Origin of the sequence: Mucilaginibacter sp. (assembly GCF_036568825.1) — a bacterium.
GTDB lineage: Bacteria > Bacteroidota > Bacteroidia > Sphingobacteriales > Sphingobacteriaceae > Mucilaginibacter.
On the sequence record NZ_DATCRU010000055.1, the window covers coordinates 1 to 13,297 of the forward strand.

At 45.7% G+C, this 13,297-nt stretch carries 16 protein-coding genes; 14 read left to right on the plus strand and 2 right to left on the minus strand.

The annotated features are described in order from the left end of the window. The 11 genes from VIM89_RS10305 to VIM89_RS10355 all read left to right on the plus strand — a co-directional run. Nucleotides 1–1,079, plus strand: a 1,079-nt coding sequence (locus VIM89_RS10305; RefSeq protein ID WP_488156063.1) for an alpha-D-ribose 1-methylphosphonate 5-triphosphate diphosphatase, incomplete at its 5' end; no start/stop codon positions are given. Continuing rightward, entirely contained in the window at nt 1,066–1,884 is an 819-nt protein-coding gene (locus VIM89_RS10310; RefSeq protein WP_488156064.1) for a hypothetical protein, read from the plus strand. The genes VIM89_RS10305 and VIM89_RS10310, both read left to right, overlap by 14 nt. Nucleotides 1,885–1,903: 19 nt before the next feature. After that, the gene (locus VIM89_RS10315; protein ID WP_488156065.1) at nt 1,904–2,578 is read left to right on the plus strand and encodes an LbetaH domain-containing protein; all 675 of its coding nucleotides are present in this window, start codon (nt 1,904–1,906) and stop codon (nt 2,576–2,578) included. Between the two features lies 1 nt (nt 2,579). Beyond that, nucleotides 2,580–3,497 carry a phosphate/phosphite/phosphonate ABC transporter substrate-binding protein gene (locus VIM89_RS10320; RefSeq protein WP_488156066.1) on the plus strand — a complete coding sequence of 306 codons (918 nt, stop codon included), beginning with the start codon at nt 2,580–2,582 and terminating at the stop codon, nt 3,495–3,497. Nucleotides 3,498–3,500: 3 nt separating this feature from the next. After that, complete coding sequence (locus VIM89_RS10325; protein ID WP_488156067.1) at nt 3,501–4,442, plus strand: phosphate/phosphite/phosphonate ABC transporter substrate-binding protein; 942 nt, start codon at nt 3,501–3,503, stop codon at nt 4,440–4,442. Nucleotides 4,443–4,447: 5 nt separating this feature from the next. Next, nucleotides 4,448–5,377, plus strand: coding sequence for a phosphate/phosphite/phosphonate ABC transporter substrate-binding protein (locus VIM89_RS10330; RefSeq protein ID WP_488156068.1), 930 nt, complete (start codon nt 4,448–4,450; stop codon nt 5,375–5,377). 7 nt (nt 5,378–5,384) lie between these two features. Continuing rightward, complete coding sequence (locus VIM89_RS10335) at nt 5,385–6,314, plus strand: phosphate/phosphite/phosphonate ABC transporter substrate-binding protein (RefSeq protein WP_488156069.1); 930 nt, start codon at nt 5,385–5,387, stop codon at nt 6,312–6,314. An 11-nt stretch (nt 6,315–6,325) separates the two neighbouring features. Then, entirely contained in the window at nt 6,326–7,138 is an 813-nt protein-coding gene (gene phnC, locus VIM89_RS10340) for a phosphonate ABC transporter ATP-binding protein (protein ID WP_488156070.1), read from the plus strand. Further along, entirely contained in the window at nt 7,135–7,797 is a 663-nt protein-coding gene (locus VIM89_RS10345) for a PhnE/PtxC family ABC transporter permease (protein WP_488156071.1), read from the plus strand. Before phnC ends, VIM89_RS10345 begins: the two co-directional genes overlap by 4 nt. A gap of 20 nt (nt 7,798–7,817) precedes the next feature. Further along, nucleotides 7,818–8,531 (plus strand): phosphonate ABC transporter, permease protein PhnE, encoded by a 714-nt coding sequence (phnE, locus tag VIM89_RS10350; protein WP_488156099.1) that lies wholly within the window; start codon nt 7,818–7,820, stop codon nt 8,529–8,531. A 56-nt stretch (nt 8,532–8,587) separates the two neighbouring features. Next, entirely contained in the window at nt 8,588–9,250 is a 663-nt protein-coding gene (locus tag VIM89_RS10355; protein WP_488156072.1) for an LbetaH domain-containing protein, read from the plus strand. Between the two features lie 23 nt (nt 9,251–9,273). Here VIM89_RS10355 and VIM89_RS10360 read toward each other — a convergent pair whose 3' ends face one another. Both VIM89_RS10360 and VIM89_RS10365 read right to left on the minus strand, forming a co-directional pair. Continuing rightward, nucleotides 9,274–9,552: a hypothetical protein gene (locus tag VIM89_RS10360; protein WP_488156073.1), complete on the minus strand. Its 279-nt coding sequence runs from the start codon at nt 9,550–9,552 to the stop codon at nt 9,274–9,276. Further along, nucleotides 9,512–10,282 carry a hypothetical protein gene (locus VIM89_RS10365; RefSeq protein WP_488156074.1) on the minus strand — a complete coding sequence of 257 codons (771 nt, stop codon included), beginning with the start codon at nt 10,280–10,282 and terminating at the stop codon, nt 9,512–9,514. The genes VIM89_RS10360 and VIM89_RS10365 overlap by 41 nt, the downstream gene beginning before the upstream one ends. A gap of 140 nt (nt 10,283–10,422) precedes the next feature. On the opposite strand from VIM89_RS10365, the gene VIM89_RS10370 reads away from it, so the two are divergent. From VIM89_RS10370 to VIM89_RS10380, 3 genes are read left to right on the plus strand one after another with little or no spacing between them, the layout of a single operon-like run. Continuing rightward, the gene (locus VIM89_RS10370; RefSeq protein ID WP_488156075.1) at nt 10,423–11,619 is read left to right on the plus strand and encodes an alpha-D-ribose 1-methylphosphonate 5-triphosphate diphosphatase; all 1,197 of its coding nucleotides are present in this window, start codon (nt 10,423–10,425) and stop codon (nt 11,617–11,619) included. A gap of 5 nt (nt 11,620–11,624) precedes the next feature. Beyond that, nucleotides 11,625–12,383, plus strand: coding sequence for a metallophosphoesterase family protein (locus tag VIM89_RS10375; protein WP_488156076.1), 759 nt, complete (start codon nt 11,625–11,627; stop codon nt 12,381–12,383). A 10-nt stretch (nt 12,384–12,393) separates the two neighbouring features. Continuing rightward, nucleotides 12,394–13,062 (plus strand): O-methyltransferase, encoded by a 669-nt coding sequence (locus tag VIM89_RS10380; RefSeq protein ID WP_488156077.1) that lies wholly within the window; start codon nt 12,394–12,396, stop codon nt 13,060–13,062. The last annotated feature ends 235 nt before the right edge of the window (nt 13,063–13,297 follow it).

The following is a 13,297-nucleotide window of genomic DNA, read 5'->3' on the forward strand; positions in this document are numbered from 1 at the left end:
GTACAGGTTCGATTCTGATGCCTGGCATTATCGATATCCATACCGATGCGTTGGAGGCAGAAATAGTTCCCCGTCCGGGCGCTGATATTCCTGTTGCCGTAGCTTTACGCGAACTGGAGCGGAAAATGAGCGGATGTGGATTTACCACGGTTTATCATTCGATCCATTTGGGCTACAGCACAGCCGAAGAACATTCACGCAGCAAGATCAGCCGCAAGGAGGTATTTGAAGAAGTTGCCCGTTTGGCACAAGGGTCGACTTTGATCAACAACAAGATACACCTACGATTCGAGCTGACCGGCATACACGCCTATGAAACCTGTTTTGAATTGATGGACCAGGGCTGCATCACCATGCTCTCCGTAATGGACCACACGCCGGGCCAGGGACAGATCAGCAAGGAGCACGCGATAAAATTTTTCCAGTCACTGGGCAAAACCGAGGAAGAAGCTATCCAACAAATGAACGACCGCTTATCAGCGCCTATTATAGAGGGGCAAAAGCTGGAAGCCATGATCGCGCATGCCCAAAAGCTGCATATCCCGGTTGCGTCGCATGATGATGATACGGTTGAAAAAGTAAATTACATGCACAGCCTGGGAGTTGACATTTGCGAGTTCCCGATTAACATGGAAACTGCCGAACGTGCGACTGAGATAGGCATGCACGTGGTAGGCGGTGCGTCAAATGTGTTGCGCGGCGGGTCACTTTCGGGCAACCTGGTTGTAAAGGACGCGATCATGAACAATGTACTGGATACCTTATGTTCCGACTATTATCCACCAGCTATTTTGCATTCGGTTTTTAAATTACATTTTGAAAATGGTATGCCATTAAATGTTGCAGTGAACCTGGCTACCTTAAACCCTGCCAGGGCCGCTGAGATCGATCATTATACCGGCAGCATCGAAAAAGGCAAGGAAGCCGACCTGATATTGGTAAAGCTGGAAGACAACCTGCCAATGGTAACGCACACCATTGTTAAAGGGCAGGTAGTGGCACATGCTACATTTAAAATTAACGAACTAAAAAGTTTAAAGCATAATGATAACTTATCAGTGATCAATGAGTTACAGTAAATTGACTTTAATAAAAGAGGATATGACTGAGGACATGTCCTTCGATGAGTATAACGCGAGGCAGTTATACGAGATATCACCCGAAAGAAACCACGACAGGGCTTTTCGCACCAAAGCTGCGGGTAAATTCTTTTACAGCGACGGCGTGTGGACGCCCGGCGAATACGAGGGTTTTGCAGTTGTATCGATGTTAAATGAAAACCCTGGGAACGAACCCCTGGCAGCGCGCCTGGTAGAAGTGCAGAAAGAACTGCAATACCATTTATTGCCGCGTTATGCTTTTTACTATTTGCCTTCCGAAAGCTTTCATCAAACTATAGCCAATACTTTGTCTGATGATCGTTTCAAAAAGCATATTCTTGAGCAGGGAATCGAAGGCAAATATCCTCTTATGGTAGCCGATGCTTTCAGGAAAATACCTCTGCCGCTTGAAGATGAGCCAATCCGGATGAAAATGGCCGGTCTGAGTATTTTCGGTACTGCAATAGGTATATTGGGTACAATTGAAAACGAAAGCGATTACAGCCGGATCACTGATTTCAGAAATGCATTTTATGCAAATAAAGCCCTGGCCAAACTGGATGTAAGAATGACACGTCCATTTATCGGCCACATTACCCTGGCTTATATTGAGCACTCCCCAAATAAAAATCAAAAGGAATACCTGTCAGTAGTGATCAGCGAGATCAATGAGGCATTGGAAAAAGAGGAGAATTACTTCTATATCTCACAAACCGGTCTCAGGAGATACCATCACCTGGCTGAGTTTATAATGAAGGACAATTATCCCACCCATTTAATATAAACGCTTAATTCTTCGTACCATGCAACATTACGAAAGCTTCCCCGAGGTAACCGAAGAAAAAACTGGGGAAGTATTAACAGCTGAGAAAAAGCCCCAACTGGGCGAAAAACCATATATCCATCCTTCATGCCATATCAAAGACAGCTCTATAGGCCCCTGGACGGCTTTAGGCGCTGATACCTGGCTTGTAGAATCCACTTTCGGGGATTACAGTTACACCGCTGGCAATGTACAGATCATTTATTCAGAGGTCGGTAAATATTGCTCCATAGCAAACAGTGTGCGTATCAATCCCGGCAATCATCCGCAATGGCGTGTTACGCAGCATCATATGACCTATCGCCGTGTGCACTATGGCCTGGGTGAAGAGGACGATGCCGAATTTTTCCAATGGCGGCGCGATCATAAATGTATTGTAGGCCATGACGTATGGATCGGGCACGGCGCTACCATTATGCCAGGCGTGAAGATAGGTACAGGTGCTATCATCGGCTCAGGCGCAGTAGTGACCAAGGATGTCGGCCCCTACGAAATAGCAGTGGGCGTTGCAGCCAAAGTGATCAAAAAACGCTTTGATGATAAGGTGATCGAAAAATTGCTGGCCAGCGAATGGTGGGAATGGGACAGGGAAAAACTGGAAGAAAACTTCAATGACCTGCTGGACCTGGATGTCTTCCTTAACAAATATTGTTAATATGCATAGCACAAGAAAAACATTAATTGTACTTACGGCCATCCTGGGCCTGTTCCTCAGCAGCTGCGGCAGCAAAGGCTCGGTTGACAGCAACGGTATGCCCAAAACCCTGGAGGTTGCCGTTATACAGGCCGAAGGCTTCCAGCAATTCACTGCCGCGCGCGAAAAAATATATCAGTTCCTCGGAAAAAAGCTTGGAATGAAGGTAGAGATGATCACTTCGACAGATTATAATGGTGTGATTGAGGCGCTGAAAGCACACAAAGTGCATATGGCAGACATCCCTCCTTTTGCTTATGTGCTTGCGACACGCTCTATGAAACTCACCCCGATCGTAACATTGGGTATTGGCGGCAAGCCTTCTACTTACAGCAGTGTAATCATTGTGAATGGTCACAGCAACCTGAAAAGCATGGATGATGTAAAAGCGAATTCAAAAAAACTGACTTTTTGCTTTGTTGAACCGGCTTCTACATCCGGTCACCTTATACCAAGAGCTTATCTGAATACCATTGGCCTCAATCCCGACACTGCATTTAAACAAGTGATCTTTGCCGGCAACCATGCTGCATCAGTCATGGCAGTAAAATCGGAAAAGATAGATGTTGGCTGCACCACCGACCTTGTTTTCGGTATCATGACCAAGGCCAACATGCTAAAAGATGGCGATTTAAGGGTGGTATGGACTTCTGCGCCGATAGTAAGCGACCCGGTGGTGATGCGCGACGACGTAAATAAAGATTTTACCAAAAAAGTACAGCAAGCTTATCTGGACATGAATACTGAGGCGCCCGAGCTACTGCAGAACTACATCAAAATATTTATGAAGGACTCGCAGAAGCGGTCGTACATCGTGGCGCAGGATTCCATGTATAATGGTTTACGCTCAATAGCAGGCGGTATAAAAGATCTGAAGTAAGCTATGAAAAGGGGAAGGATGAAAGTGCGGTTGATAGTTTTATGGGGGATGTTTCTTTTATCTTTCGTCCTTAATGGTTGCAAGAGCAACGGAACCCTGAATAGCAAAGGAATTCCTGACAAGATCATTGTCGGGGAGTTTGGCGGCGAAAATCCGGCAAACACACGGGAGGTGCTGGAGCCCGTATGCAAAGCTATGGAACAGGAGCTCGGTATCCCGGTCCAGCTTTACCTGTCTACCGATTACGCTGCAATTATCGAGGCCATTCATGCCAAAAAAATACACATCGCCTACCTGGGTGGATTTTCCTATATACTTGCAGCGCAGCATAAGGACATTGACCCTATTGCAATCCTCGGCCAAAACGGCAAAGAGTTTGCCTATCACAGCAATATTTTTGTTAAATCGAATTCCGGCCTCAACAGCATGGCCGATGTAAAAGCCAGGGCAAAAGACCTGACTTTTTGCTTTACTGACCCCGCATCAACGTCAGGCCACCTTGTACCGCGGGGATACCTCGTATCTATCGGCCTTGACCCATTAACCTCATTTAAGCAAACCCTGTTTGCCGGAAGCCACGCTGCATCTATCCTTACGGTTGCCGCCGGTAAAGTCGACGTAGGCTGTGCGACAGATGACTACGGCATTGATATGCAGGTAAAAAAAGGGCTGATCAAAAAAGGCGAACTCAAGGTTTTATGGGTGTCAGATCCAATCGTGGGTAGTCCTATCGTAGTCCGTAAGGATATTAACCCGGCATTTACTGAAAAGATTAAACAGTTCTACTTTAACCTCTCTAAAAAACACCCGGAGATATTCGACAATTATCTCCGTTTTCTTTATGTAAATGCTCCCCGCGGCCTTTGTTATATACCGGCACAAGATTCGATGTTTAACGGTGTCAGGAAATTGGCGGCAAACATCAGGGACCTTAAAACCAATTGAGATTTATGGCACTGAAAAAAGCAAATATCGCCTTTGTCCTGTTGCTGATGACGTGTTTGGCTTTTTTGGGATGCCGGAACAAAGCGGCATTAGATGCCAATGGCGTTCCGGGCAAGCTTGTTTTTGCCATGTACCAGGGCGATAACCCGGGGCAAACTAAATCTGCAATGGAGCCTTTGAGGCTATATCTGCAGAAAAAGCTGGGCATGGATGTAGAGTTTATTTACACAACCGATTACAGTGCGGTTATAGAGGCTATGCGTTCAAAAAAAGTTCACATAGCTAATTTAACTCCTTTTGCATACATCATAGCCACACGTCAGCCCGGGTTTACTCCCATAGCAACACTGGGACTGAACGGCAAGCCAACAACTTATCATAGCATCATCATGACTAACCCGCAAACCGGGCTAAAAACCATGGCCGATGTAAAGGCCCGCGCCAAAAACCTGACATTATGTTTTGCCGACCCGGCATCCACGTCGGGGCACCTGGTGCCGAGGGCTTACCTTAATAGTATCGGCCTTAATCCCGATGTCGCTTTTAAACAAGCCATTTTTGCCGGTAACCATGCTGCTTCGATCTTAAGTGTTACATCGGGCAAGATCGATCTGGGTTGTACTTCCGGGGACCTGTCTCTTGATAAACTGATCAGGGAAGGCATCGTGAAACGGGAGGAGGCTGTTATTCTATGGACATCGCCGCCAATTGCAAATGACGTGATAACCGTGCGCAGCGACCTGAACAAAGATTTTATTAAAAAGATGCAGGACGCTTTCCTGAGCGTAGCCCACGACGATTTTGCTGCTTTATACCCCTACGCCAAATTATACTATCCGAATGCAACGCAAATATCCTATGTGGCTGCGCCGGATTCGCAATATAATGGTTTACGCCATTTGGCCGGAAACATTAAAGATTTTAAACTCAACTAATAACTATATGAGAGCGCTACTGATAAGCCTTGTTTTTGTTACTGTGCTTACTGTATTTACCGGATGCAGACCTAATGGTAACGCGCTCGATTCCAATGGCATGCCGGGTAAACTAATGATAGCCATTTATACGGGTGGTGACAATCCACAGGGAGTGAAGTCTGTATCTATAAAGCTGAGTGACTATTTCGCAAAGAAGCTGGGTATGGATGTCAATTTCTTTTATGCCACCGATTATACAGCGGTGATCGAGGCGTTGCGGGCCAAAAAGGTTCACGTGGCTTATATGAGTCCCTTCTCGTATGTTCTGGGATCGAAAACACACGATATTACGCCTATCGTTACCATGGGCGAGAACGGCAAACAGCACCTTTATCACAGCGTCATCTTCACTAATAATTATACCCACCTCAATTCGATAGATGATCTGAAAGCACGGGCTAAAAGTCTGACGCTTTGTTTTGCTGATCCTGCATCAACATCAGGTCACCTGATCCCAAGAGCCTACCTGGCTACTATCGGCTTAAATCCAGATAGTTCCTTTAAGCAAACCATCTTTGCGGGTACGCATCCCGCGAGCATATTATCAGTGGCCTCAGGCAAGATCGATGTGGGCTGCTCGGCCCAGGAATATGGAATTGACCTGCTGCTCCGAAGAGGGGTTCTGAAACCGGGCCTGGTTAAGATACTCTGGAAATCGGACCCTATCGTCTCCTCGCCTATTGTGGTAAGGAACGACTTGAATAAAGATTTTGCCAAGAAGATACAAAACCTTTATCTCAACATGGCAAAAGACAACCCCAGCCTGTTCAGGACCTATACCAAACTTTATTACACCCACTCCGAAAATTTATCCTATATGCCTGTACAGGATTCAATGTACAACGGTTTACGGAAAATAGCCGGGGGTATTAAGGACATTAATATTGGTAACTAAATATCAAGGACATGATAGAAGTAAAAGATCTGACCAAAACATTGCCCAACGGTCGCAGGCTGCTTGATGGCATCAGCTTTAAAGTAAAAAAGGGTGAGTTTGTAGGCATCCTGGGGCCAAGCGGTGCAGGCAAAACGCTGACACTGCGCTGCCTGAATGGTTTGCTGAAACCCGATTCCGGTTCGGTGATCGTTCAGGACGAACACGGTAAAAAACACGACATCTGTCAAATAGGCAAACGTGAATTACGGCAGGTGCGGCAGCGTATCGGGGTTATTTTCCAGGGGTATCACCTGGTTAAGCGCGTGTCGGTACTTGAAAATGTGATGATCGGCAGGCTGGGTCAGATGAATACGATGCGCAGTTTATTTTATGGCTTTACCGACGATGAGGCCGAAGAAGCGGTAAAGGCGTTAGACAAAGTAAAGATCGCGCATATGGCCGGTAACCGCACAGGCAGCCTGAGCGGCGGCGAAATGCAGCGCGTGGCCATAGCCAGGGCCATCTTCCAGTCGCCAACATTGTTGCTTGCTGATGAACCCATCTCTAACCTCGACCCGAGCAACGCCAAAACCATTATGAAGCTGATTAGGCCCTTGTCTGAAAATATTCCTGTGGTGGGTGTTTTCCATCAGCCCGAAATGACTGCCAAATATTGCACCCGTGTTATCGCTATAAAGGATGGTAAAGTGATCTATGACGGCGACCCTAAGCTTTCCAACAAAAAGCTTGAAGAAATTTACGGTGAAGAACTGGGCCAGCTCGATCAGTATGAATACAACGGGCAACCCTCTATGGTTGAAGCTGAAATGCGTTTATTATGAATCTTAGCAAGTATAGTTTTAAACGATACCGCAAACTGATCATACCCATTGTGTCACTACTTATAGTGGCTGAAGGGGCTGCAATTGTTTGCGGGGCAACCTTTGATAAGCTTTTCACCGGTTTGACCAAAGGCTTTTCTTTCCTGGCTTATATGTTTCCCCCTAAATGGGACGCATTCTCCGAAATGATCGGGCCGGCCCTGCAAACCATCCTCATCGCTTTTCTTGGAACGGTGTTCGGTACCATCATGTCTGTATTTTTTGCTATGCTGGCTGCATCCAACATTTCGCATAAGTGGGTACGCAATATAGCCCGCTTCTTTATCGGCTTTGAGCGTTCCGTGCCCGAGATCGTGATCATTTTATTGCTCATTGCTGCTTATGGCCTCGGCGCCATGTCGGGCGTTGTTGCGCTTGCGCTGGGTTGTATAGGAATGGTTGGCAAATTGCTTGCTGATACGATAGAAGAGCTTGATAGTACGATGCTCGAATCCATAGAGTCCGTTGGGGCCAATAAGTTGCAGGTCATCAACTTTGGCGTTATGCCGCAGATCATGCCTAACCTGATCTCTTATACCTTGTTCCGTTTCGAGATCAAATCCTTCCTTCGAAAAAATTTAAACAAAGAGGAACGATATTCAGCATTACGGCTGTTGTAGTTACTGTCGCCTGTATTTGTATTAATTTTAACCCGCTGGCTATTTTTACCGAGTTCCATTTTGTGCGCGATCTGTTAGCCGAAATGTTCCCGCCCAACTACCAGTCGCTAACTGAGAACTCATCAACAGGTTATGCCATTTTGGAGACACTATCCATGGCTTTTTTAGGGACGCTTTACGGTGGTTTAATAGCCATTCTTCTTGCGTTCCTATCTGCGTCCAATACCATGCCATACAAGTTTGTGCGCCTTGTAACGCAAGCCATTATATCATTAATTAGGGTAATGCCTACGCTGGTAGTAGTACTGGTGTTTGTAATTGCCGTGGGACCAGGAGCTTTTGCCGGTATGCTGACCCTGGTTTTTACCATCATCGGCACCTTTGGAAAACTGTTTGTAGATGTTATCGAAAATGCCGAACAAGCCCCGGGAGAAGCCATCTATTCAGTAGGTGCTTCACGCATGCAGGTGATCCGGTATTCTATCATTCCGCAGATATTGCCGTCGCTTATCGCAAGCCTGCTGTATTCTTTTGATGTGAGCATGCGCACAGCTATCAGCCTGGGCATTTTTGGCGGAGGCGGTATCGGTTTCAAATTTCAGTTGGCTAAAAGTGTGTTGCATTATAAGGACATGACGGCTTCTATCAGCATTATCATTGTTTTGGTGGTGCTGACGGAAAGACTTTCCGATTACCTCCGCCGCCGTATCCTGGGTGATGAAAAGCTGAAGTAAAAAAGATTTGGAAAAATATTTAAGTTCGGGATACGATCCGATTATAATTAAACGCTATGATATCAATTGACCACGGCGAATTTGCCGACCCATGGCGCGGTCCGCGCCCGATGACCGAAGCACCCTGGATACACGAAACAGCATTGGTTAAAGATAGTCGCATGGGGGCCTGGACGGTAGTCGGGCAGCACTGCGAGGTTTTATCGTCTGATATTCTTGATTATTCCTATATGATAAGGGATGCGGAAATATTCAATGCTGAGATAGGGAAATTCGCCAATATCGCTTCGCATGTGCGCATCAATCCTACTAATCACCCTATGTGGCGCGCTTCGCTGCATCACTTTACCTATCGTTCCAAATCGCACTTTATGGCACATGACGATGATACCGAAGTAAGCGACTGGCGCAACCAGCATCGCGTAGTTTTAGGGCCCGATGTTTGGATAGGCCACGGCGCTATTGTGATGCCCGGCGTATCTGTAGGAACGGGTGCAATCATTGGTTCGGGTTCCGTGGTGACTAAGAATGTACCCGATTATATGATCGTAGCAGGCAATCCTGCAAGACCGATCAGGCGGCGTGTATCAGAGGAGGTCGAAATGGCATTAAAACGAATTGCCTGGTGGGATTGGAGCCGCGAGCAATTGATAGATGCCCTGTATGATTTCAGACACTTAAACGCCGAAGATTTTTCGCTGAAATATGATATAGATTAATAACTGTTTCTTGGCGGAAGGCTTTAGCTGGTCAAAGCTTTCACATGCTCTGCAGGTAAGTTGAATTGAAACGATCTTTTCCTGAGTTTATATCCCAATCTCTTATTTAAATGAATGATTGGGGTGTTGACACTATAACAATTTGTCTCGATCTTTTCTATTTCCGGAAAACGCGCAAACGCTTCTGACGTAATAATTGCTTTCAGATAAGTTGCCAGCTTTTTATTCCTGTATGCCTTTATCACGCCGGTCATTTGCTGTTTAGCAACCGCCGAACCGGGATTGAGCTGCAATATCGACATACCAATCAATTTTCCGTGGGGGATCAGACAATAGGAACGTCAGCATTTTGACATTGTTTTTTCTGAACTGTTCCATCTTATTTTTAACCCCTTCAGGCGTTTCTATGAACTTTTCGCTACTATCTTCCCTGGCGATATCATTCATCAGCTCCGTCATTAGTGATGCAAAGGGTCCGTATAAATTTTCCGGGACATAATCGTGCCGATCCACCAACAGGCCCAGACGGGTCGGGCTGTTACCCAGAATCCAATGATTCAATAAGTTTTGATTAACGCCTTGACGCGAGAACTCGTAAAAGTTCAATGTATTGCATAATCTCGCTCCCATTGATACCATTATCTCTTGTATGGCAGGATTAGTGACGGTTATCCGAAAGATATCGGATGAATGAACATCGCTAAACCGGGTTAATGTTCCGCTAAGCAATACTGTAAATTTTTCCGGCAACTTGACAAGCCCGCAATCGATCACAACGGAGGCTATAACGCCATCATCATTTCTCTTTTTTAAGGCGAACTCCATGCTTGCTATCAGCACATTTCGGTCGTAGACCAATTTATACAGGTAGTTTTTTTCTTTTGCGCGATTAGTCAGCCAAATTCTGAATTGGCCGAATTCGGATTGTTCTTCTGTCACTGATATCATGAAATCAAAATACGCTTCCCAGTCCTGTTCGCCGGCTGTAAACGGATCGAAATCAATTATTTTGAGCGTGCTGATATCGGTCATATTGCAAACCTACAAGGTTAATATCAATTGCAAATTAAATTCCGGTATCCTTACCAGAAATTAAAGCTATCCTTATAGATGCCTAATATCCCGCTAATATTTGAGGCCTAATTTTACATGCGATAAGTTACCTCTTCCGCATGAATTCACACCTGCTCACAAACGCCCGGATTGTTACCCCTTCTGAAAATTTTACAGGTACAGTCGAAATCGAAAACGGCATCATCGTAGCCATAACCAGGGACAAAACCTATGCCGATGGCATCGATCTGAAGGGCCGGTGGCTGGTTCCCGGCTGTATCGACATACATACTGATTACCTAGAAAAGGAATTGCAACCACGGTCAGGCGCATCGTTCCCGCTGCCTTTTGCCCTGCATTTTATGGATGCGCGTGCGGCCTCATGCGGTATCACCACGGTATTCAGCGCGGTGAGCTTTACTGATAATGAGAAAAAAGGCCGCAGCCTGCCTGAGGCGCTTAGTCTTTCGCAACAGATCGATAAAGCCAGGCACTCATTGCTGGTACGCCATTTTCTGCATGCCAGGATCGATCCGAATTGCCAGGCCATCCTGGATTACCTGGAGTCGATGAAGCAGCTGGAAAGCCTTTATGTGGTGATCTATAATGACCATATCCCCGGCGAAAGGCAATATACAATGGAACAACAGATCGAGATGCGCATGCAATCATTTGGTATCAGTGCGGAAAAAGCCCTTGAGTTGCTGAAACAACAGATCGACCTGACCAGAAATATCAATAACCGTGCGCCGATCTATGAGGCGTTTAAGGATAAATACATACTTGGCAGTCACGATGACACTACGATCGCCCACGTGGAAGAAGGCAAAGAATACGGAGGATCACTATCCGAAATGCCCACCACGCTTGAAGCAGCGCGCAAAGCCAAAGAGCTGGGCCTTTGGGTGTGCATGGGTGCGCCAAATTATTATCGTGGCGGTTCGCATTGCGGCAACCTGTCTTGCGTGGAAGCCTTGGACGAGGACCTGGTGGACATTTTGTGCAGCGATTACCATTTCCCCACAATGCTGGGCAGCGTGGTTAGGATGATAGAAAATGGCATCAGCCCAAGCAAGGCCATCAATATGGTGTCGCTCAACCCGGCAAAACTGCTGAAATTCGATCATGAAATTGGCAGTATCGAGGTCGGTAAAAAGGCAGATATTATTGTGTTCGACAGTAAAAAATCGTTTGCCGAGGTATCTTATGCCTTTGTGGACGGTATTAATAAATTTACTGCAAACTATGCAGAACATATCCCATACCTGCAGGCCGAACACACGGCAATGGAAGTATTGAGGACAATTGATAAATAAAGCATATGAAAATCGGCATCATCAGCGATATTCATGAAGATATAGAGGCCCTGAAAAAAGCATTTACCCTGCTTGAACATGCCGGGTGTGATGAAGTGGTGTGCCTTGGCGATATCGTCGGGTATAAAGTGAATGCTTATTATTACCTCGATACCCGCAGCGCACATGAATGCATTGCAATGGTAAAAGCCAATTGCAGTACTGTGGTGATCGGTAATAACGATCTGTTCCAGGTAAAACGTTTGCCGGTTTATGACGGTGGTTTCAATTTTCCTGAGAACTGGTATGAGCTTGATTTTTTCGAGCGCAAAGCACTAAGCGATAACCGGGTTTTTCTATACGAGGATGTGCAGTTGAATGCATTGATGACTGCCGCAGATAGAGAATACCTCTTATCACTTCCGGATAAGGTGGTACGCGAATTTAACGGACATAAAGTATTCTTTTCACATTTCGCGTTTCCTGACCTGCATGGGGTCATCACCTGTTTTCCTCAAATGGCTGAAGAATATCACAATCACCTGAATTTTATCAGTCAGCACGGTTGCCGGATGGGTTTTTCGGGGCATATGCACTTTGAAGGTGTGAGCATTTGTAATTACGATCGCATTGCCAGGAACCCCTTTGGGAAATACAAATTACCAGGAGATCTTCAATGGATCTATGGACCCTGCGTCGCACGCAGTCAGTTTAGCAACGGCCTGCTCATTTTCGATGCTGAAAAATTTGAGGTTGAGGCAGTGCCCCTTTTGTTTGACCACTAATACTCCTGACATGGATAATGAAATTTTTGAAAAAGTAGATGATTATATCGCCGGGCTTTTGGGCCGGGAGGATGAAGTATTGAAAAATACAGTACGATCCATGGAAGAAGCTGATGTGCCGCCTATGCAGGTATCGGCCAACCAGGGTAAATTTCTCCAGGTTTTGGCCAGGTCAGTTAATGCAAAAAAGATACTCGAACTGGGTACCTGCTGCGGTTATAGTACGATCTGGCTGGCACGGATACTTCCGGCTGATGGCAAATTGATCACACTTGAATATGAACCTGCATACGCTGCTATAGCTAAACAAAATATAGCAAATGCCGGGTTGGAAAATATTGTTGAAATACGAACCGGCCGGGCTTTGGACCTGCTGCCTCAAATTGAAGCTGGAGGAACAGCACCGTTCGATATGATCTTTATCGATGCTGATAAGCCCCCTTATGCCGGGTATTTTGAATGGGCGCTAAAGCTGTCGCGCCCGGGAACTATTATTGTGGCCGACAATGTGATTCGTGAAGGTAAAATACTGGATGAGAACCACGAAGACGAAAAAGTGCAGGGCGTGCAGCGTTTGAACAGGCTACTTTCGGAAAAGCAAAATATAACAGCCACCATCATACAAACCGTAGGCAATAAATACCATGATGGAATGGCGATGTGCGTGGTTGAAGAATAACACGTTGTAAGATAAATCCTGGCACCTCCCGTCCTTAAAAGCTATCAAACAATACCAAAACAGCTCATCAATGATTGAGCTGTTTTTACACCATATCTCTCATTTCGCGTCAGGTTTTCATGAACGGCTAAAAGATTACTCTCTAAAAGGAAAAAGACGATTATCTCATTTTTTTATTTATCTGACAATCAATTAAATCCATAGTTAAATTAAGGTTGATTTTTGTTAGTAACTC